19 protein-coding genes are annotated in these 19,199 nt (G+C 58.1%); 13 read left to right on the top strand and 6 right to left on the bottom strand.

What is annotated here, in order from left to right; translation table 11 throughout:
* Positions 1-82: 82 nt before the first annotated feature.
* From ACA048_RS22310 to ACA048_RS22290, 5 genes are all read left to right on the top strand, one after another.
* On the top strand, positions 83-991 hold the full coding sequence (locus ACA048_RS22310) for a carbohydrate ABC transporter permease (RefSeq protein WP_497626314.1): 909 nt from the start codon (positions 83-85) through the stop codon (positions 989-991).
* Entirely contained in the window at positions 984-1,829 is an 846-nt protein-coding gene (locus ACA048_RS22305) for a carbohydrate ABC transporter permease (RefSeq protein ID WP_223511882.1), read from the top strand. Before ACA048_RS22310 ends, ACA048_RS22305 begins: the two co-directional genes overlap by 8 nt.
* A 4-nt stretch (positions 1,830-1,833) precedes the next feature.
* The gene (locus ACA048_RS22300; RefSeq protein WP_497626313.1) at positions 1,834-2,994 is read left to right on the top strand and encodes an ABC transporter ATP-binding protein; all 1,161 of its coding nucleotides are present in this window, start codon (positions 1,834-1,836) and stop codon (positions 2,992-2,994) included.
* A gap of 190 nt (positions 2,995-3,184) precedes the next feature.
* A complete protein-coding gene (locus tag ACA048_RS22295) occupies positions 3,185-4,531 on the top strand; it encodes a carbohydrate porin (protein ID WP_497626312.1) in 1,347 nt (448 codons plus the stop codon).
* Between the two features lie 113 nt (positions 4,532-4,644).
* Complete coding sequence (locus tag ACA048_RS22290; RefSeq protein ID WP_497626311.1) at positions 4,645-5,550, top strand: D-hexose-6-phosphate mutarotase; 906 nt, start codon at positions 4,645-4,647, stop codon at positions 5,548-5,550.
* A 51-nt stretch (positions 5,551-5,601) separates the two neighbouring features.
* Here the strand turns inward: ACA048_RS22290 and ACA048_RS22285 are convergent, their stop codons facing one another.
* The gene (locus tag ACA048_RS22285) at positions 5,602-6,462 is read right to left on the bottom strand and encodes a MurR/RpiR family transcriptional regulator (protein ID WP_177318169.1); all 861 of its coding nucleotides are present in this window, start codon (positions 6,460-6,462) and stop codon (positions 5,602-5,604) included.
* Between the two features lie 226 nt (positions 6,463-6,688).
* Here ACA048_RS22285 and zwf point away from each other — a divergent pair, with 226 nt between their 5' ends.
* The 4 genes from zwf to ACA048_RS22265 all read left to right on the top strand — a co-directional run bounded on the left by zwf (position 6,689) and on the right by ACA048_RS22265 (position 10,520).
* Positions 6,689-8,158, top strand: a complete 1,470-nt coding sequence (gene zwf / locus ACA048_RS22280; protein WP_497626310.1) for a glucose-6-phosphate dehydrogenase — start codon at positions 6,689-6,691, stop codon at positions 8,156-8,158.
* The gene (pgl, locus tag ACA048_RS22275; RefSeq protein WP_497626309.1) at positions 8,145-8,858 is read left to right on the top strand and encodes a 6-phosphogluconolactonase; all 714 of its coding nucleotides are present in this window, start codon (positions 8,145-8,147) and stop codon (positions 8,856-8,858) included. Before zwf ends, pgl begins: the two co-directional genes overlap by 14 nt.
* 17 nt (positions 8,859-8,875) lie before the next feature.
* Positions 8,876-9,541: a bifunctional 4-hydroxy-2-oxoglutarate aldolase/2-dehydro-3-deoxy-phosphogluconate aldolase gene (locus tag ACA048_RS22270; RefSeq protein ID WP_497626308.1), complete on the top strand. Its 666-nt coding sequence runs from the start codon at positions 8,876-8,878 to the stop codon at positions 9,539-9,541.
* Positions 9,542-9,794: 253 nt separating this feature from the next.
* On the top strand, positions 9,795-10,520 hold the full coding sequence (locus ACA048_RS22265; protein ID WP_497626307.1) for an intradiol ring-cleavage dioxygenase: 726 nt from the start codon (positions 9,795-9,797) through the stop codon (positions 10,518-10,520).
* A 2-nt stretch (positions 10,521-10,522) separates the two neighbouring features.
* Here the strand turns inward: ACA048_RS22265 and ACA048_RS22260 are convergent, their stop codons facing one another.
* Positions 10,523-11,704 (bottom strand): aminotransferase class V-fold PLP-dependent enzyme, encoded by a 1,182-nt coding sequence (locus ACA048_RS22260; RefSeq protein WP_497626306.1) that lies wholly within the window; start codon positions 11,702-11,704, stop codon positions 10,523-10,525.
* A 17-nt stretch (positions 11,705-11,721) separates the two neighbouring features.
* On the bottom strand, positions 11,722-11,958 hold the full coding sequence (locus tag ACA048_RS22255; RefSeq protein ID WP_007949456.1) for a DUF3820 family protein: 237 nt from the start codon (positions 11,956-11,958) through the stop codon (positions 11,722-11,724).
* A gap of 203 nt (positions 11,959-12,161) precedes the next feature.
* Here ACA048_RS22255 and ACA048_RS22250 point away from each other — a divergent pair, with 203 nt between their 5' ends.
* Complete coding sequence (locus tag ACA048_RS22250; protein WP_497626305.1) at positions 12,162-12,629, top strand: ferritin-like domain-containing protein; 468 nt, start codon at positions 12,162-12,164, stop codon at positions 12,627-12,629.
* Positions 12,630-12,685: 56 nt separating this feature from the next.
* Here ACA048_RS22250 and ACA048_RS22245 read toward each other — a convergent pair whose 3' ends face one another.
* Both ACA048_RS22245 and ACA048_RS22240 read right to left on the bottom strand, forming a co-directional pair.
* Positions 12,686-13,156, bottom strand: coding sequence for a MaoC family dehydratase (locus tag ACA048_RS22245; RefSeq protein WP_497626304.1), 471 nt, complete (start codon positions 13,154-13,156; stop codon positions 12,686-12,688).
* A gap of 42 nt (positions 13,157-13,198) precedes the next feature.
* Entirely contained in the window at positions 13,199-14,143 is a 945-nt protein-coding gene (locus ACA048_RS22240) for an alpha/beta hydrolase (protein ID WP_497626303.1), read from the bottom strand.
* 232 nt (positions 14,144-14,375) lie between these two features.
* Here ACA048_RS22240 and fadD2 point away from each other — a divergent pair, with 232 nt between their 5' ends.
* Complete coding sequence (gene fadD2, locus ACA048_RS22235; RefSeq protein ID WP_497626302.1) at positions 14,376-16,064, top strand: long-chain-fatty-acid--CoA ligase FadD2; 1,689 nt, start codon at positions 14,376-14,378, stop codon at positions 16,062-16,064.
* Between the two features lie 385 nt (positions 16,065-16,449).
* Entirely contained in the window at positions 16,450-18,150 is a 1,701-nt protein-coding gene (gene fadD1 / locus ACA048_RS22230) for a long-chain-fatty-acid--CoA ligase FadD1 (protein ID WP_497626301.1), read from the top strand.
* A 168-nt stretch (positions 18,151-18,318) separates the two neighbouring features.
* Here fadD1 and ACA048_RS22225 read toward each other — a convergent pair whose 3' ends face one another.
* Complete coding sequence (locus ACA048_RS22225; protein WP_046032015.1) at positions 18,319-18,696, bottom strand: hypothetical protein; 378 nt, start codon at positions 18,694-18,696, stop codon at positions 18,319-18,321.
* Positions 18,697-18,896: 200 nt separating this feature from the next.
* On the opposite strand from ACA048_RS22225, the gene ACA048_RS22220 reads away from it, so the two are divergent.
* Positions 18,897-19,088: a CsbD family protein gene (locus ACA048_RS22220; protein ID WP_497626300.1), complete on the top strand. Its 192-nt coding sequence runs from the start codon at positions 18,897-18,899 to the stop codon at positions 19,086-19,088.
* The last annotated feature ends 111 nt before the right edge of the window (positions 19,089-19,199 follow it).

The following is a 19,199-nucleotide window of genomic DNA, read 5'->3' as shown; positions in this document are numbered from 1 at the left end:
GTGCCTGACACACGGCGGTGCCTGAATCGCTGGCAAGCCAGCTCCTACAGGTGATTCTTCAATTCCTGACTGGATTATCCCGATGAGCTCTGTGGCGGTTTTCAGCAAAGCCTCACCGTTCGATGCGCTGCAACGCTGGTTACCCAAGTTGGTACTGGCGCCGAGCATGCTGATCGTGCTGGTTGGTTTCTACGGTTACATCATCTGGACATTCGTACTGTCCTTTACCAGTTCCAGCTTCATGCCGAGCTACAAGTGGGTCGGCCTGCAGCAGTACACCCGCTTGCTGGACAACGATCGCTGGTGGGTCGCGAGCAAAAACCTCGCGGTCTTCGGTGGCATGTTCATCGGTATCAGCCTGGTGCTCGGCGTGTTTCTCGCCGTGCTGCTGGACCAACGCATTCGCAAGGAAGGCTTCATTCGCACCGTTTACCTGTACCCGATGGCGCTCTCGATGATCGTCACCGGTACGGCATGGAAATGGCTGCTCAACCCGGGCCTGGGCCTGGACAAGATGCTGCGTGACTGGGGCTGGGAAGGCTTCCGTCTCGATTGGCTGGTGGATCAGGATCGCGTGGTGTATTGCCTGGTGATCGCCGCCGTATGGCAAGCCTCCGGGTTTGTGATGGCGATGTTCCTGGCAGGCCTGCGGGGTGTCGATCAATCGATCATCCGTGCCGCGCAAGTCGACGGCGCGAATCTGCCGACCATCTATATGAAGATCGTTCTGCCGAGCCTGCGCCCGGTGTTCTTCAGTGCCTTCATGATCCTCGCGCACATTGCGATCAAGAGCTTCGACCTGGTGGCGGCGATGACAGCCGGCGGTCCTGGCTACTCGTCCGACCTGCCGGCGATGTTCATGTATTCCTTCACCTTCAGCCGTGGCCAGATGGGCATTGGTTCGGCCAGCGCCATGATGATGCTCGGCGCGATCCTGGCGATTCTGGTGCCGTACCTGTACTCCGAATTGCGAGGCAAGCGCCATGAGTAATCAACTCGGCAAACCGGCCTTGAGCTTCAGCCGTATCGCGATCTACGCAACGCTGTTGCTGGCGGCTGCGGTCTATTTGATCCCGTTGGTGGTGATGCTGCTGACCAGTTTCAAATCCCCGGAAGACATCCGCACCGGCAACCTGCTGAGCTGGCCGACAGTGATTGACGGTATTGGCTGGATCAAGGCCTGGGACGTCGTCGGCGGCTATTTCTGGAACTCGGTGAAAATCACCGTGCCAGCCGTTCTGATTTCCACCTTCATCGGTGCCATGAACGGTTACGTGCTGTCGATGTGGCGCTTCCGTGGCTCGCAACTGTTCTTCGGCCTGCTGCTGTTCGGCTGCTTCCTGCCGTTCCAGACCGTTCTGCTGCCAGCCTCGTTCACCCTCGGCAAGTTAGGCCTGGCCAACACCACCACCGGTTTGGTGCTGGTGCACGTGGTCTACGGCCTGGCGTTCACCACGCTGTTCTTCCGCAACTACTACGTGAGCATCCCGGATGCGCTGGTCAAGGCTGCACGCCTGGATGGCGCGGGCTTCTTCACGATTTTCTGGAAGATCCTGCTGCCGATGTCGATCCCGATCGTGATGGTCTGCCTGATCTGGCAGTTCACCCAGATCTGGAATGACTTCCTGTTCGGTGTGGTCTTCGCCAGTGGCGATGCCCAGCCAATTACCGTGGCCCTTAACAACCTGGTCAACACCAGCACCGGGGCCAAGGAATACAACGTTGATATGGCCGCCGCGATGATCGCCGGGCTGCCGACACTCCTGGTCTACATATTCGCTGGCAAGTATTTCCTGCGTGGGCTGACGTCCGGCGCGGTCAAGGGGTAGAAACATGGCAACTCTCGAATTACGCAACGTCAACAAGACTTACGGTGCCGGTTTGCCGGACACCCTGAAAAACATCGAACTGAAGATCGATGATGGTGAGTTCCTGATCCTGGTCGGTCCGTCGGGCTGCGGTAAATCCACGCTGATGAACTGCATCGCCGGTCTGGAAAACATCAGCGGCGGCGCCATTCTGGTGGACGACGCTGACATCAGCGGCATGAGCCCGAAAGATCGTGACATCGCCATGGTGTTCCAGTCCTACGCGCTGTACCCGACCATGAGCGTGCGCGACAACATCGCTTTCGGTTTGAAGATCCGCAAAATGCCGACCGCCGAAATCGACGAAGAAGTCGCTCGCGTCGCCAAATTGCTGCAGATCGAACACCTGCTGAGTCGCAAGCCGGGCCAGCTCTCCGGTGGTCAGCAACAGCGCGTGGCCATGGGCCGTGCCCTGGCGCGTCGGCCGAAGATTTACCTGTTCGACGAACCGCTGTCCAACCTCGATGCCAAGCTGCGGGTCGAGATGCGCACCGAAATGAAACTGATGCACCAGCGTCTGAAAACCACCACGGTCTACGTGACCCACGACCAGATCGAAGCGATGACGCTGGGCGACAAAGTGGCGGTGATGAAGGACGGGATCATCCAGCAGTTCGGCACGCCGAAAGACATCTACAACAACCCGGCCAACCTGTTCGTGGCGAGCTTCATCGGTTCGCCGCCGATGAACTTCATCCCACTGCGCTTGCAACGCAAGGACGGTCGTCTGGTCGCACTGCTCGACAGCGGTCAGGCACGTTGTGAATTGCCGCTGGGCATGCAGGACGCCGGGCTCGAAGACCGCGAAGTGATTCTGGGCATGCGCCCTGAGCAAATCGTGTTGGCGAACGGAGAGCCGAACGGCTTGCCGACCATTCGCGCAGAAGTTCAGGTCACCGAGCCGACCGGTCCCGACACCTTGGTGTTCGTCAATCTCAACGAAACCAAAGTCTGCTGCCGTCTGGCACCGGACGTCGCACCGGCGCCGGGCGAAACCCTGACCCTGCAATTCGATCCGTCGAAAGTGCTGCTGTTCGATGCCAAGACCGGGGAGCGCCTGGGTGTGGCCGGCGAACCAAAAACCGAGACACACAGCGCCAACGTAGCCCAATTCAAAGGCCGCTGAAGATCAAAACTGTAGGAGCCGGCTTGCTGGCGATGGCGGTCTGACATTCAACATCGATGTCGACAGTCAGCCATCGCCAGCAAGCCGGCTCCTACAGGGGGGAATCCGCGGCGGATGGCCTGCTATCCGTCGCACCTGATGTCACCGCGTTAGAAAAAAAAGTTAATAACAATAAAACGAGGAAGTAGGGATGAAGAAGAACAACAACGCTCAGCTTATCTGCCAGTTGTCAGCAGTTGCAGCAATGATGCTGGCCGGTAGCGTGCATGCAGCTGACGCGTTCAGCGCCGATTCCGAATGGATGACCGGCGATTGGGGTGGCGAGCGGACCAGGCTGATCGAGCAAGGCATCGACATCAAAATGGACTACGTCGGTGAAGTCGGCAGCAACCTCCATGGCGGCTTCAACGACAACACAACGGCTCGTTACGCCGACCAGTTTGGCCTGGGGGCCGCGCTGGACCTGGAAAAACTGTTTGGTTGGGATAACACCCAAGCCAAGGTCCAGTTCACCAACCGTAATGGCGAGAACATCTCCAACGACCGTGTCGGCGACCCGCGTACCGGCACGTTGAGCTCCTCCCAGGAAGTCTACGGCCGTGGTCATATGGTCCGTCTGACCCAGTTGTGGATCAAGCACCAGTTCCTCGACAATAAACTGGACATCAAAGCCGGTTACTTCGGCGAAGGCGAAGACTTCAACACCTTCCCGTGCGAGTTCCAGAACCTGGCGTTCTGCGGTTCCCAAGTGGGTAACTGGGCCACCAACATCTGGTACAACTGGCCGGTCATGCAGGCCGCGATTCGCGTTAAGTACAACATCTCGCCTGAGTTCTATGCGCAGATCGGCGCATACAACCAGAACCCATCGCAACTGGAGCACGGTAACGGCTTCAAGCTGAGCGGCAGTGGTACTGCAGGTACCGTCTTGCCCGTCGAACTGGTCTGGCTGCCCAACCCTAATAACCTGCCGGGCGAATACCGTGTCGGTTACTACAAAAGCACGGCCGAGGCCAATGACGTCCTTAAAGACGACAGCGGTACTGATGCGGCAACGACCGGCCAACCCTATCGCGAACACAGCAGCAAGCACGGCTACTGGTTCGTTGCACAACAACAACTCACCAGCCACAACGGTGACAAGTCTCGCGGTCTGAACATTGCTGCCAACGCCACTTTCCACGACAAGGAAACCAACATCGTCGACAACTACCAGTCGCTGATGTTCGTGTACAAGGGGCCGTTTGATGCGCGTCCAAAAGATGACATGGGTATCGGTTTCGCCCGTATCCATGTCAACGATGACGTGAAGAAAAACGAAGAAGCGATCAACGCTGCCAACGGTGTCACTGAATACGAAAACCCACTGTTCACGCCTTTGCAGACCACTGAGTACAACTACGAAATCAACTATGGCTTCCACGTTACCAACTGGCTAACCGTGCGTCCTAACCTGCAATACGTCACTCACCCAGGCGGTGTGGATGAGGTCGATAACGCGCTGGTGGCCGGCCTGAAAATTCAGTCGGTGTTCTAACGTTGTTGCGATAAGCTCCCCTCTATGTGCGCATATTTGCGGACAGCCCAGGCTGTCCGCTTTTTTTTGGGGTGGCGCACCCGGGTGACAGATGATTTTCAGGACCGCAGCACATGCATGAGCATCCGCTACAACGCTTCTTCAAATCCCTGCGCGAACGTCCGGTGTTTGCGTGGGAGCGCTATCAGAAGCGCGACGTGTTGGTGATCGACCATCCGCTGTGTCAGGCGGTGTTCAGTCGCCAGGGCGCGCAGTTGCTGCACTTCCAGCCAAAGGGTCAAAAACCCTGGCTCTGGTGCGCGGCGAAGTGGCCTCAGGTCGGTGCGATTCGCGGCGGCGTGCCTGTGTGCTGGCCATGGTACGGCCGTCATCCGAGCGAAAACGCCTGGCCTTCCCATGGTTGGGCGCGGTTGATCGACTGGAAGCTGCTCGACAGTAGCCACGACGACGATGGCGTGCGATTGCACTGGCAATTGCAGCTGTGCGACTGGCAAGTGGACCTGCATGCCCACCTTGGCGAACGCATGGATTTGCGCCTGAGCACAGAGCATCAGGACAGCCTGCCGTGCCAATTGAGTCAGGCGTTGCACGCGTATTGGCGTATTGGTGATGTGGGCGAGGTAGCGCTGTCTGGGCTGGAGGGCGCGCACGGCTATGACCACTTGAACCGTCAGATGTGTCAACAAGAAGGTGAGTTGCGGGTCGATGGCGGGTGCCAGCGAGTGTTCCAGCACGACGGCGAATTGCAGCTCAAGGACCACGCCTGGCAGCGTGAGTTATGCATCGATACCGGTGATCAGGCGGACACGGTGGTCTGGCATCCAGGCTCGCGGCCATTGTTGGGGGTGAGCTGGAATGAGATTTCAGAGTTTGTATGTGTGGAGGCGGCCAGCGGCGGCACCGACAGCCTGAGCCTGGCGCCGGGGGAGAGGGCGCATTTGAGTTTGCAGGCGCGGGTTGGGGTGATCGTTCCCTCGCTCTGCGTGGGAATGCCTCAAGGGACGCTCCGCGTCCAGTAACGCGGAGCGTCACGGGCTGCATGCCCACGCGGAGCGTCGGAACGATCGGCGTTAGTTGAACTCATCCCCAATCGGATACCGGCTCGCATTCAGGCTCTCTTTGATCTTGCGCAAATGTGGCTGGAAATCCACACCGCGACGCAAGGTCATGCCGGTCGCCAGCACGTCCAGCACGGTCAGTTGGATGATGCGCGAGGTCATCGGCATGTAGATGTCGGTGTCTTCCGGCAGTGGAATGTTCAGGCTCAGCGTACTGGCCTTGGCCAATGGCGATCCCTCGGCCGTCAGGCCCAACACTGATGCACCGTTTTCACGGGCGATGCGCGCCACTTCCACCAGTTCGCGGGTGCGGCCGGTGTAGGAAATGATCACGAACAGCTCGCCGGTGTGCGCCACCGACGCAATCATGCGTTGCATCAGTACGTCGGCATGGGCGGTGACGGCCAGATTGAAACGGAAGAATTTGTGCTGTGCATCCAGCGCCACCGGGGCCGAGGCACCGAGGCCGAAGAAGTGGATCTGCCGGGCCTGAATCAACAGATCGACGGCGCGGCTGATCAGGTTCGGGTCCAGCGCCTGCAAGGCACTGTCCAGAGAGGCGATGGCGCTGCCGAAAATCTTTTTTGTATACGCCTCAGGATTGTCGTCGGCCTCGACCGCACGGCTGACATATGCCGCGCCACTGGCCAGGCTTTGGGCCAACTGAAGTTTGAGTTCCGGGTAGCCGCTGACGCCGAACGAACGGCAGAAGCGGTTGACCGTCGGCTCGCTGACCTTTGAGGCCTGGGCGAGCGCAGCGATGCTGAACCGGGTGGCCTGCTGTGGGTTGAGCAGGATCACTTCGGCGACTTTACGTTCAGCCTTGTTAAGGTCTTCAAGGCGGTTCTGGATCTGTTCCAGTAAATTTCGCACGCGGTCCATATATGTTCCTTGGGTCAGCAGCGCAAATTAGAGTTCGGCTATGCCAAAAGGGCCTTGGATGCGGCCCCAAACGGTGGCCTATCCTACTGATGGCTCTGACCGACCACCACTCGGAATCTGTATTTTGCGAAAATGTTGTGGTTATTACTACATTTTCTCTTGAGCGATGCCTTGAAAAAAGGTATTTGTAGCTTAACTTGATAAAAGAACAAACATCATGCCTTCGATTACGGTTGAACCGTGCACCTTTGCCTTGTTCGGCGCCCTTGGCGATCTGGCCTTGCGCAAGCTGTTTCCTGCCCTCTATCAACTCGATGGCGCAGGCCTCTTGCACGAGGATACGCGCGTTATCGCGCTGGCCCGAGAGCCCGGCACTGAGCAGCAGCACCTGGCATTCATCGCCTCGGAGTTGCGTCGTTATGTGGGTGCCAAAGAGCTGGACGAAGCGGTGGCCGAGCGCTTTCTGGCTCGACTGAGCTACTTGCATGTCGACTTTCTCAACGCCGACGATTACATCGCCTTGGCGGAAATGGCCGGCAGCGCTCAGCGTGTGATTGCCTACTTTGCGACACCGGCTGCCGTTTACGGCGCGATTTGCGAGAACCTGGCCAAGGTCGGTCTGACTGAAAACACCCGCGTGGTGCTGGAAAAACCCATCGGCTCGGACCTGGAGTCCTCGCGCAAGGTCAACGACGCCGTGGCGCAGTTCTTCCCGGAAAACCGCACCTACCGTATCGACCATTACCTGGGCAAAGAGACGGTTCAAAACCTCATCGCGCTGCGTTTCGCCAATAGCCTGTTCGAAACCCAGTGGAACCAGAACTACATCTCCCACGTGGAAATCACTGTGGCCGAGAAGGTCGGGATCGAAGGTCGTTGGGGTTACTTCGACAAGGCCGGGCAGCTGCGGGACATGATCCAGAATCACCTGCTGCAACTGCTTTGCCTGATCGCCATGGACCCGCCGGCCGACCTGTCCGCCGACAGCATCCGCGACGAGAAAGTCAAAGTCCTCAAGGCGCTGGCGCCGATCAGCCCCGAAGGCCTGACCACTCAGGTAGTGCGCGGTCAGTACATTGCCGGCTACAGCGAAGGCAAGTCGGTCCCGGGTTACCTGGAAGAGCCGAATTCGAACACCCAGAGTGACACCGAAACCTTCGTCGCCTTGCGTGCCGATATCCGCAACTGGCGTTGGGCCGGTGTACCGTTTTACCTGCGGACCGGCAAGCGCATGCCGCAGAAACTGTCGCAGATCGTCATCCACTTCAAGGAACCGTCGCATTACATCTTCGCCCCTGAGCAGCGCCTGCAAATCAGCAACAAGCTGATTATCCGCCTGCAACCGGACGAAGGCATTTCCTTGCGCGTGATGACCAAAGAACAAGGCCTGGACAAGGGCATGCAGCTGCGCAGCGGTCCGTTGCAGCTGAACTTTTCCGACACCTATCGCAGCGCGCGGATTCCCGATGCCTACGAGCGGTTATTGCTGGAAGTGATGCGTGGCAATCAGAACCTGTTTGTCCGTAAAGATGAAATCGAAGCCGCGTGGAAGTGGTGTGACCAGTTGATCGCCGGGTGGAAAAAATCCGGTGATGCGCCCAAGCCGTACGCGGCCGGGTCCTGGGGACCGATGAGCTCCATTGCTCTGATCACGCGGGATGGGAGGTCGTGGTATGGCGATATTTGAATTGAAACTGCCTCAGGGCGTCAGCGCCCATGGGTTCAAGAGCCCGGTGCTGCTGGCTGAAGCTTTGGCACTGACGGTCGCCAAGCAACTGAGCGAAGCGATCGATACCCAAGGCACCGCCACGCTGGTGGTGTCGGGTGGTCGCAGTCCGGTGGCGTTTTTTCAGCATCTGGCCAAACAGGCGCTGGACTGGTCGAACGTGGTGGTCAGCCTGGCCGACGAGCGTTGGGTGCCGGTAGAACACGCCGACAGCAATGCCGGTTTGCTCAAGCGTTATCTGTTGCAAGGCCCGGCGGCCAAGGCGCAGTTCCTGAGTTTGTACAGCGCCAGCACCAACCTTGAACAGGCTGCCGAGCAGGCCGACCGTTTGCTGTCCGAACTGCCGGTGATCGACGTGCTGGTGTTGGGCATGGGCGACGACGGCCATACCGCGTCGTTGTTTCCGAACAGCCCGAACCTGGCCGACGCCTTGAAAGTCGACGGCACACGTCGTTGCTATCCGATGCTGGCGCCTACCGTGCCGCATCAGCGCTTGACCATGAGCCGTGCGCTGTTGGCTTCGGCCAAACACAAAGTTCTATCGATTTGCGGTCAGTCCAAGCTGACCACCCTGAGTGCCGCATTGGCCAGTGACGATGTCGCCGCCATGCCGATTCGCGCGTTTTTGCAACCTACGTTAGAGATTTACTGGTGCCCATGAGCCAAGGAACAGCCGCTATGACAACCCCATCCTCGACCGTTTCCATGGCGGACAAAGTTGCCCTGATCGACAGCTTCTGCGCCAAGGCGCGGATTCTGCCGGTGATCACCATCGCTCGCGAACAGGACGTGCTGCCGCTGGCTGACGCCCTGGCCGCCGGTGGCCTGACCGCCCTGGAAGTGACCCTGCGTTCGCAGTTCGGCCTCAAGGCCATCCAGATCCTGCGCGAACAGCGCCCGGAACTGATGACCGGTGCCGGCACCGTGCTGGATCGCCACATGCTCGCTGCTGCCGAAGCGGCCGGCTCGCAGTTCATCGTCACGCCGGGCATCACCCGTGATCTGCTCGAAGCCAGCGTCAACAGCCCGATCCCGCTGTTGCCGGGGATCAGCAATGCCTCCGGCATCATGGAAGGCTATGGCCTGGGCTATCGCCGCTTCAAGCTGTTCCCGGCGGAAGTGAGCGGCGGCGTCGCCGCTATCAAGGCCCTGGGTGGTCCGTTCGGCGAAGTGAAATTCTGCCCGACGGGCGGCGTCGGTCCAGCCAACATCAAGAGCTACATGGCGTTGAAAAACGTGATGTGCGTGGGCGGTAGCTGGATGCTTGATCCCGAGTGGATCAAGAACGGCGACTGGGCCCGCATTCAGGAATGCACCGCCGAGGCATTGGCGCTGCTGGACTGATCAGCTTTACCTGACACCTCGTTGTGTGTTCTACGGCTTTACGGTGCACTTGGTCGGTGCACCGTTTTTTTTTGCCCGCAAAAAAACTCTGTAGGAGCATGGCTTGCCCGCGATAAACGATAACGCCGTGCATCTGTTGAACCGCAGTGCCTGAATCGCGGCCAAGGCACGCTCCCACATGCGATACATAATTACCGCATCTCACCGCTCGCCCGACGTTAACCTGCGTTCATCTTATGGAAGAGAGAACATCATGGACGACAACACCTCAGTTGCACCCTCACAACCGGTTTGCCTGCTGTCTCCCGAACAGATCGCCGGCCCGTATTTCCGTAACCCGAAACTGATCAGGCGCAACATCAGCGAAGGCGCCGATGGCCTTCCCTTGGTGTTGCGCCTGGCAATCGTCGATGCCATGACTGGGCAGCCTGTTACCTGCGCGCTGGTCGATATCTGGCATTGCAACGCGCGTGGCGCCTATTCGGGTTGGAGCAAGATCGATCCGGACAAGGAAGTCGATGTCGATGAAATCGGCTCGATCCCACGCACCGACGACGACACTTACCTGCGCGGCGGGCAATTCACGGACAAGAACGGTGTCGTGCGGTTTACCACGATCTATCCGGGGTTCTACGCCGGTCGCGCGCTGCACATTCACGTCGCTGTGCGCATCACGGCCGGAAACAATTACCAGGAAGAACGGCATGTTGCCTGGGTCGGTCAGCTTTACTTTCCGCAGGTGGCTTCGCGATCAGTGCTGAACAGCCGTGAATACAGCGGGCGAAAGGCTTTGGCGCTGACCAACGATGAAGACGTTTACTACAAGCAGCACGGCGGCGAAGCTTCGACCTTAAGCGTTCACAGCCTCGGTCGGGACTCGAGTGATGATGGTTTTTTCGGTTTCACCACCATCGGCATCGACACCTGCGCGGTGTCATCGCACCTCAAGCCCGAGGACTTCGACAAGTACACCGTGTGACCTCAGCGCAGTTCGGTCAGCGCCCGGGCCAGCAGTTCCATGTGTGCGGCGGTGGTGGTCAGGCCCGGTGTGATACGAATGCACGGGCCACTCGCGGCGCCGCTGCGCATCACGGTAAACAGGTTGTAGTCGCTGAGCAGCCGCTCGACCATGGGCTGTTGATCGGCCTGTCGCGTGAAACGCATCGATGTGATGCCGCAATACAGGCGAGGATCATCCGGTGTCATGACTTCGATCTCCGGGAGTTCGCGCACCGCGCTTACCCACAGATTGCGCAAGTAGTTGAGTCGGGCACCCTTGGCGGCGGATCCGCCCATGACGCGATGTTCCTCGAATACCAGCGGCAAGGTCAGCAGCGCCGGGATATTGGGTGTGCTGTGCGGCGTGCGCGCGCGAATGTCGGTGACCGGGAAACTTGTCTCGCCCATGTCCGGGTCGATGTCGGCCAGGCGCTCGGGGGCAATGTAGATGAACCCCAGCGTCAGCGGTGCACCGATCCATTTGTGCAGGTTGTAGCCAGCGAAGGAGACACCCAGTTCATCGAGATTGAATTCGATCTGCCCCAGCGCATGGGCGCCGTCGAGGATTACATCGATCCCGTGTTCTTTGGCCGCGGCTGCAATCGCCTGCACCGGCATGACCAGACCGGTGCGGTGGGTGACGTGAGTCAGGGCCATCAGTTTGAGCTTGGGGTAACGCACAAACGCTTCGCGATAGCTGGCCAGCAAACTGTCGAAAGTGGCGGGGTGCGCATGGTCGATTTCGATCAGCTCGACGCCGCGATTGCGCGCAAGCCAACGCATCGCCCCTTTGACGGTGTCGTATTCGAGATCGCAAATCAGCACCTGATCGCCCGGCTGAAGACGGTTGTAGTTGCGGATCAACGATTGCAAGCCGTCCGATGCATTGCGCGTCAGAGCCACAGAGTTGGCAGGTACGCCCACCAGTTCGGCCAATTGCGCGGTGATCTTTAGCGTTTCGCCCTGTTCGAACCGCTGGCGCACATACACCGAGTTACTGCGGTTGATGAACTCGATGTGGCGTTGGTATTCCTCAACCACCGTTCGCGACATGCGCCCGAAGTAACCGTTCTCCAGGTTGATCGGGCCGGGTTCGACAGCGTAGCGGTCGGCAAAGGTCTGCCAGAACGTTTCATCACGGGCGCGGCGGGTGTTATCGGGCATGGGGTACTCGGTCAGGATCAATGGCGGGGGGCAGGTTTGCCATGTTTGGCGCGAAGGGGTTCAAGCAATTCCGACAAGCCGTTGTGATCGATTTCCTGCATCAGGGCCAACAAGCCACCCAGTTCGCCATGAGGAAATCCTTCCCGGGCGAACCAGTTCAGGTACTGGCCGGGCAGGTCGGCAATGATCCGGCCTTTGTATTTGCCAAAGGGCATTTCGCGGGTGATCAGCAGTTCGAGTTTTTCAGGGTTCATCAGTCGTCCGTCTTGATTCATCGGTCCGGAAAATACAGGCATTCTGCATGCAGGCCAATTGACAGATCATGCAAATAAAACGGATACAGATTTTGCTGTTTTAGTTAACTATATGAAATATAACGAATAAATTATCAGTTCGAAGCTGGCATGCAGGGTGCAAGAGTCATTACATCTTTCATCAACCCGCGAGGAATTGAAAAATGACCGACATGAATAAAGAAGCGATCTCTGTACTCAACGACCTGATTGAAACCAGCAAAGACGGTCAGGAAGGGTTCAAGACTTGCGCTGAAGACATCAAACACCCTGAACTCAAAACGCTGTTCGTTCAGCGTGCTGCCGACTGCGCCTCTGCCGCTTCCGAGCTGCAAACCGCCGTACGTTCGATGGGTGGTGATCCGGAAACGTCCACCAGTGTCAGCGGCGACTTGCACCGTCGTTGGGTTGACGTTAAATCGATGTTCACCGGCAAGGACGAAGAGGCTGTGCTGAATGAAGCCGAACGCGGTGAAGACCATGCGCTGAAGGCTTACCGAGAAGCCATGGAAAAAATCAACAAACACAACCTGGTGGGTATTCGTGATCTGGTTGAACGCCAATACCACGGCGTGCAACGCAATCATGATCAGGTAAAAGCCCTGCGCAACCAGGCTCGCGCACGCTCGTAATCAGCGTTCGCTACCAAAAAACGCCAGCCAGTCTGGCGTTTTTTGTGCCTGATCAATCAGCCAATGCTGATCGCCGGCAATGTCGGCAACGTCACGGTCTGCTGCTTGCGCGGCGCCAGGATCTCGGCTTCGCCGTCCACTACCAACTCATCGTTCTGGTTAAACACGCGCGTGGCTATGCGCACACGAAACTTCGGCATTTTCTCGAGGATTTCCAGACGCACGGTCAAGGTGTCGCCAATCTTCACCGGCTTCTGAAAGCTCATCTGCTGGCCAATATAAATAGTCCCCGGCCCAGGCAGCTCACAGGCAACGGCGGCACTGATCAGTGCGCCACTGAACATGCCATGCGCGATGCGTTCCTTGAACATGGTGCCTGCCGCGAATTCGGCGTCCAGGTGTACCGGGTTGTGGTCGCCGGACATGGCGGCGAACAACTGAATATCGCGCTCTTCGACCGTTTTGCTATAGCTGGCGGTCTGGCCGACTTCGAGGGCATCGTAAGGGGTGTTGGTAACCTGGGTCATCTGTTTCAATTCCTGTCACGAATAAATAAATTCACAAAAAAACTATTCCGACCGGGGTGGCCGGCGGTGGCTGAGTGCCTCGGCGATCCACTGCAACACGTCGTTGACCACTTCATCGCGGTTGCTCTCGTTGAAGAGTTCATGCCGCGCCTGGGGGTAAATCGTCAGGTGCAGGTTCTGGCTACCGGCCGCGCGTAAGGCTTTGGCCAGATCTTTCAGACGTTTGCCTTCGCTCACCGGATCACATTCGCCACCAATCACCAGCAGCGGCAGGCCCGGATCGATCTGGGCGAGATTGGACGCTTTGCTGATTTGCTGCAACCCGCCCAGCAAATCGATCCACATCTGGTTGGTGCAACGAAAGCCGCAGAGCGGGTCGTTGGCGTACAAATCCACTTCCACCGGGTCGCGACTGAGCCAGTCGAACCGGGTACGCGCCGGTTTGAACTGTTTGTTGAACGAACCGAAGGACAGCCATTCGATCAGCGCACTGCGCCCCTTGGGGCCCTGGCGCAACTTTTCGACGCGGGCGATCTGCCGCGCCGCGCGATAGAGCGTTACCGGTTGAAAGTTCGAACCGCTAAGTACCGCGCCGTGCAGGCTGGCGCTGTGATGCAGCAAATAGGCCTGCGCGATGTAACTGCCCATGCTGTGACCGAGCAACACGATCGGCACGCCAGGATGCTGTTGGCCAATGTGTTGGTTGAGGCAGGCGAGGTCGCCGACGACTTTGCACCAGCCATCGTCATCCGCGAAATGGCCCAGCGTCCCGTTTTCGGCAGTTTTGCCATGTCCACGCAAATCCGGTGCGTACACGCCGTAACCCTGCTCGCAGAATTTTTCAGCCAATCGGGCGTAACGAGCGCTGTGCTCGGCCATGCCATGGGCCAGCAGGATCACGGCTTTTAAGGGCGAGGCGGGTAGCCACTGATTGACGAAAAGGCGGCTGTGGTCCATCGCGGTCAGCCAGAACGTGGTGTGGATCATGGCGATTCCTTTGCATGGGGCTGCATATGGCATGGGCGTGGTTGCATTGTATAGCGCATCCCGTGCTCGCCGTCTGATCAGGCCATGCAACGGCAGGAAGATTCACACGGTCAATGACGGCGTTGGCTGTATTTGCCTGAATCACCATAACTGCTAGTGTCCGTGAAGCCCGCTTTTTTCAGAAGTGACAGAAAAGCGACCCGGATAGGCTCAGGTAAAGAGGACAAGAATAATGCAACCTGAATTCTGGAATGACAAACGCCCGGCCGGCGTGCCCCTGATCATAGACCTTGGGGCCTATAAGTCGGTGATTGAGGTGTTCGAGCGTTCCTGCAAGAAATTTGCTGACCGCCCGGCCTTCAGCAACATGGGCGTGACCCTGACCTACGCCGAACTGGAACGCCAGAGCCTGGCATTCGCCGCTTACCTGCAAGCCCACACCGACCTGGTGCCGGGGGATCGGATCGCGGTGCAGATGCCCAACGTCCTGCATTACCCGATTGCCGTATTCGGTGCCTTGCGTGCCGGGCTGATCGTGGTCAACACCAACCCGTTGTACACGGCGCGGGAGATGCGTCATCAGTTCAAGGATTGCGGCGCCCGGGCGCTGGTGTACCTGAACATGTTCGGGCAGAAAGTCCAGGAAGTGCTGCCCGACACCGACATCCAGTACCTGATCGAAGCGAAAATGGGCGACCTGATGCCGGCCGCCAAGGGCTGGCTGGTCAATACCATGGTCAGCAAGGTCAAGAAGATGGTCCCGGCGTATTCGTTGCCGCAGGCCATTTCGTTCAAGAACGCGCTGCGCATGGGGCGTGGCCTGGGCATCAAGTCGCTGAAAGTCGGCCTCGACGACATCGCCGTGTTGCAATACACCGGCGGCACCACCGGTCTGGCCAAGGGCGCCATGCTGACCCACGGCAATCTGGTGGCGAACATGCAGCAGGCGCGGGCGTGTCTTGGGCAGTTCGGCGCTGACGGTCAGTCATTGCTGCGTGAAGGGCAGGAGGTGATGATCGCGCCGCTGCCGCTGTACCACATCTATGCCTTCACCGCGAACTGCATGTGCATGATGGTCACCGGCAACCATAACGTACTGATCACCAATCCACGGGACATCGGCGGTTTCATCAAGGAGCTGAAGAACTGGCGGTTCTCGGCGTTGCTGGGGCTCAACACGCTGTTCGTCGCGCTGATGGACCATCCGGACTTCAAGACCCTGGATTTCTCCAGCCTCAAGCTGACCAACTCCGGCGGCACGGCGTTGGTCAAGGCCACCGCCGAGCGCTGGCAGCAGATGACCGGTTGCCGCATCACCGAAGGTTACGGCCTGACCGAAACGTCGCCCGTGGCATGCACCAACCCTTACGGCGACCAATCGCGGATCGGTACGGTCGGCCTGCCGGTGCCAGGCACCACGCTGAAAGTGATCAACGATGAAGGCGTCGAGCAGCCGTTGGGCGAGCGCGGCGAACTGTGCATCAAGGGCCCGCAGATCATGAAGGGCTATTGGCAGAAACCCGAGGCCACCGCTGAAGTGCTGGATGCCGAGGGCTGGTTCAAGTCCGGCGACATCGCGGTAATAGACCCAGACGGTTTTGTGCGCATCGTCGATCGCAAGAAAGACATGATTATCGTCTCGGGTTTCAACGTGTACCCGAACGAGATCGAAGACGTGGTTATGGCGCACCCGAACGTCGCCAACTGCGCGGTCATCGGTGTGCCGGACGAGCGTTCAGGGGAGGCGGTGAAGTTGTTTGTGGTGGCCCGTGAAGCCGGGGTCAGCCTTGAAGAGTTGAAGGCTTACTGCAAGGAAAACTTCACGGCTTACAAAGTGCCCAAGCACATCGTGTTGCGTGAGTCGTTGCCGATGACGCCGGTCGGGAAGATTCTGCGGCGGGAGTTACGCGATATCGCTTGATCGTTGAATGGCCGCGCTTCGCGCGGATCGCGGGCAAGCCACGCTCCCACAGGTTGGGTGTTGTGCACAAAGCATGTGTACGACGCAGAACCTGTAGGAGCATGGCTTGCCCGCGATGCTTTTGAGGATCTGGAAAGCCCCTGTTTTCGGGGCTTTCAAGGCTTTATAGGTTTTTTGCTCTAAAATGACCGCTGGAAATTCTTGAGTCACAATTGTGACCGTAGAGGCCGTTTTTGGCTCTGGTCGCCCCCAGGCAAAGCTGCTACTCTCGGCGCGCTTTGTGACCTCTGGCCTATGAAAAACCAGACTCACAGATAGAAACACACACCAATAATAATCGCATCAAATGCGGTACTGAATTCGCGTTGCTGAGGAGTGGGCTTCCATGATTGAAGACTTTTGGAAGGATAAGTACCCAGCTGGGATTTCTGCCGAGATCAACCCAGACGAGTACCCGAATATTCAGGCAGTGTTGAAGCAATCCTGCCAACGCTTCGCTAACAAGCCGGCATTCAGCAACCTGGGCAAGACAATCACCTACGGTGAACTGTACGAGTTGTCCGGTGCGTTTGCCGCTTACCTGCAACAGCATACCGACTTGCAGCCAGGCGATCGAATCGCCGTGCAATTGCCTAACGTGCTGCAGTACCCGGTTGCCGTCTTTGGCGCCATCCGCGCCGGTCTGATCGTGGTCAACACCAACCCGCTGTACACCGCGCGGGAAATGGAACACCAGTTCAACGATTCCGGTGCCAAAGCCCTGGTCTGCCTGGCCAACATGGCCCATCTGGCTGAGATCGTCGTGCCGAAAACCGGCGTCAAGCACGTGATCATCACTGAAGTGGCCGACCTGTTGCCGCCACTCAAGCGTCTGTTGGTCAACAGCGTCATCAAGTACGTGAAGAAGATGGTCCCGGCGTATCACTTGCCCAAAGCCATCAAGTTCAACGACGTGCTGAGCAAGGGCCATGGCCAGCCAGTGGCTGAAGCCAACCCGGCCAGCAGTGATGTTGCCGTGCTGCAATACACTGGCGGCACCACCGGCGTGGCGAAAGGGGCGATGCTGACCCACCGCAACCTCGTGGCGAACATGCTGCAATGCAAGGCGTTGATGGGCTCCAACCTTCATGAAGGTTGCGAGATCCTGATCACGCCGCTGCCGCTGTACCACATCTATGCGTTCACCTTTCATTGCATGGCGATGATGCTGATCGGCAACCACAACATCCTGATCAGCAACCCGCGCGACTTGCCGGCGATGGTCAAGGAACTGTCGAAGTGGAAGTTCAGCGGTTTCGTCGGCCTTAATACCTTGTTTGTGGCCCTGTGCAATAACGAAGGCTTCCGCAAACTGGACTTCTCGGCGCTGAAAGTCACCCTGTCCGGTGGCATGGCCCTGCAACTGGCCGCCGCCGAACGCTGGAAAGCGGTCACCGGTTGCGCCATTTGCGAAGGTTACGGCATGACCGAAACCAGCCCTGTTGCCACTGTCAACCCGATCCAGAACATCCAGATCGGCACCATCGGTATCCCGGTTCCATCGACTCGCTGCAAAGTCATAGACGATGCCGGCGTGGAGCAGCCGCTGGGCGAAATCGGCGAACTGTGCGTGAAAGGCCCACAGGTCATGAAGGGTTACTGGCAGCGCCAGGACGCCACCGATGAAATGCTCGACAGCGAAGGCTGGTTGAAGACTGGTGACATCGCGCTGATCCAGCCGGATGGCTACCTGCGCATTGTCGATCGCAAGAAAGACATGATCCTGGTCTCTGGTTTCAACGTGTACCCGAACGAACTGGAAGACGTGCTCGCGACCCTGCCGGGCGTGCTGCAATGCGCGGCCATTGGCGTGCCGGACGAGAAATCGGGCGAGGCGATCAAAATCTTCATCGTTGCCAAACCCGGCGTGACGCTGACCAAAGAGCAAGTGATGGAGCACATGCGTGCGAACGTCACCGGCTACAAGGTGCCGCGTGCCGTCGAGTTCCGCGATGCGCTGCCGACCACCAACGTCGGCAAAATTCTGCGCCGAGAGCTGCGCGACGAAGAACTGAAGAAAATCGCCGCGAAAAAGGTCGGCGCGTAACACACAAAAAGCCCCGCAAATGCGGGGCTTTTTTTCGCCTGCCAGATCTACTTTGTCTGTCAGGCCGCCTTCGCGAGCAAGCCCGCTCCCACATTTGATCGCATTCCTTCTGGAAGAACGCGGTTTAATGTGGGAGCGGGCTTGCTCGCGAAGCTTTTAGCTTTTGTTTTAGAGGCGGAACGGCGCGAAGTTGACGTTGGTGCCCGCCGGGCGCATGTCCTGCAGGTACGAGTCTTTGTCGGCACTCAGTTCCAGGCTCAAGGCGGCTTTACGCTTGCCTTCATTACGCACCACCAGACCTTCAAGCTTTTCACGCAGGAACACGGTCGGCACTTTCAGGTGCAGCAGTTCGTCGGTGTCCGGCGTGTGCATCAGCAAGTGAACCCATTCGTACTGACCAACGGCCAGGCGCGCGACCGGGATATCGAACCACCAGATGTTGCGATTGCGGTTCAATTCGGTGAAATGGCAGTTGTTGACGCCAAGCACGGCACCGCCAAGTTCCTGGTTTCTGCGGGCAATGGCCTGCTTTTTATCGAGTTTCATAACATTCCTACGGGATTGGATCTTCAGCGCCATGGCCTGAATACGTTGCGCATTCTCGGGGGTTGGTCGCTAAACATAAAGCCCAACCTGCTGAGATCGACGAAATGTGCGGTACAAAATAAATGAAACTCCGCGCAAACGCCTCCGGTCAATCCTTGTGTAACGACATTTCTCATTGAATTGTTCACAGGAGAAACACCATGAGCAGCACTGGCGATAAAGTAAAAGGCATGGCGAATGAAGCGGTCGGCAACGTTAAGCAAGGTGTCGGCAAGGCTACTGACAACACCCGGCTGCAAACCGAAGGCAAAGTGCAGGAAAGGAAAGGCGAAGCTCAGCAAGCCGTGGGCAAAGCCAAAGACGCCATCAAGAAAGGTGTCGACGAGGCTTGATTCGGCCTTTGACGAAGATCAGGAGCGGCCATCCACGGATGGCCGTTTTTGTGTCAGCCTGAACTTGAACACGGAAATTGTTTCAAAGTCGCCAAGTAGGCTACTTTGATG

The organism is Pseudomonas sp. LBUM1659, from assembly GCF_059716045.1.
The sequence above is the reverse complement of the archived record's forward strand: the minus strand, read 5'-3'. Positions and strand labels throughout refer to the sequence as shown.

Coding starts and splice junctions, on each gene's coding strand:
- ACA048_RS22265 (WP_497626307.1), top strand. CDS start 9,795: ATGGACGACAACACCTCAGTTGCACCCTCACAACCGGTTTGCCTGCTG.
- ACA048_RS22255 (WP_007949456.1), bottom strand. CDS start 11,958: ATGAACCCTGAAAAACTCGAACTGCTGATCACCCGCGAAATGCCCTTT.
- ACA048_RS22270 (WP_497626308.1), top strand. CDS start 8,876: ATGACAACCCCATCCTCGACCGTTTCCATGGCGGACAAAGTTGCCCTG.
- ACA048_RS22300 (WP_497626313.1), top strand. CDS start 1,834: ATGGCAACTCTCGAATTACGCAACGTCAACAAGACTTACGGTGCCGGT.
- ACA048_RS22290 (WP_497626311.1), top strand. CDS start 4,645: ATGCATGAGCATCCGCTACAACGCTTCTTCAAATCCCTGCGCGAACGT.
- ACA048_RS22305 (WP_223511882.1), top strand. CDS start 984: ATGAGTAATCAACTCGGCAAACCGGCCTTGAGCTTCAGCCGTATCGCG.
- ACA048_RS22245 (WP_497626304.1), bottom strand. CDS start 13,156: ATGACCCAGGTTACCAACACCCCTTACGATGCCCTCGAAGTCGGCCAG.
- fadD1 (WP_497626301.1), top strand. CDS start 16,450: ATGATTGAAGACTTTTGGAAGGATAAGTACCCAGCTGGGATTTCTGCC.
- fadD2 (WP_497626302.1), top strand. CDS start 14,376: ATGCAACCTGAATTCTGGAATGACAAACGCCCGGCCGGCGTGCCCCTG.
- ACA048_RS22250 (WP_497626305.1), top strand. CDS start 12,162: ATGACCGACATGAATAAAGAAGCGATCTCTGTACTCAACGACCTGATT.
- ACA048_RS22240 (WP_497626303.1), bottom strand. CDS start 14,143: ATGATCCACACCACGTTCTGGCTGACCGCGATGGACCACAGCCGCCTT.
- ACA048_RS22220 (WP_497626300.1), top strand. CDS start 18,897: ATGAGCAGCACTGGCGATAAAGTAAAAGGCATGGCGAATGAAGCGGTC.
- pgl (WP_497626309.1), top strand. CDS start 8,145: ATGGCGATATTTGAATTGAAACTGCCTCAGGGCGTCAGCGCCCATGGG.
- zwf (WP_497626310.1), top strand. CDS start 6,689: ATGCCTTCGATTACGGTTGAACCGTGCACCTTTGCCTTGTTCGGCGCC.
- ACA048_RS22225 (WP_046032015.1), bottom strand. CDS start 18,696: ATGAAACTCGATAAAAAGCAGGCCATTGCCCGCAGAAACCAGGAACTT.
- ACA048_RS22260 (WP_497626306.1), bottom strand. CDS start 11,704: ATGCCCGATAACACCCGCCGCGCCCGTGATGAAACGTTCTGGCAGACC.
- ACA048_RS22295 (WP_497626312.1), top strand. CDS start 3,185: ATGAAGAAGAACAACAACGCTCAGCTTATCTGCCAGTTGTCAGCAGTT.
- ACA048_RS22310 (WP_497626314.1), top strand. CDS start 83: ATGAGCTCTGTGGCGGTTTTCAGCAAAGCCTCACCGTTCGATGCGCTG.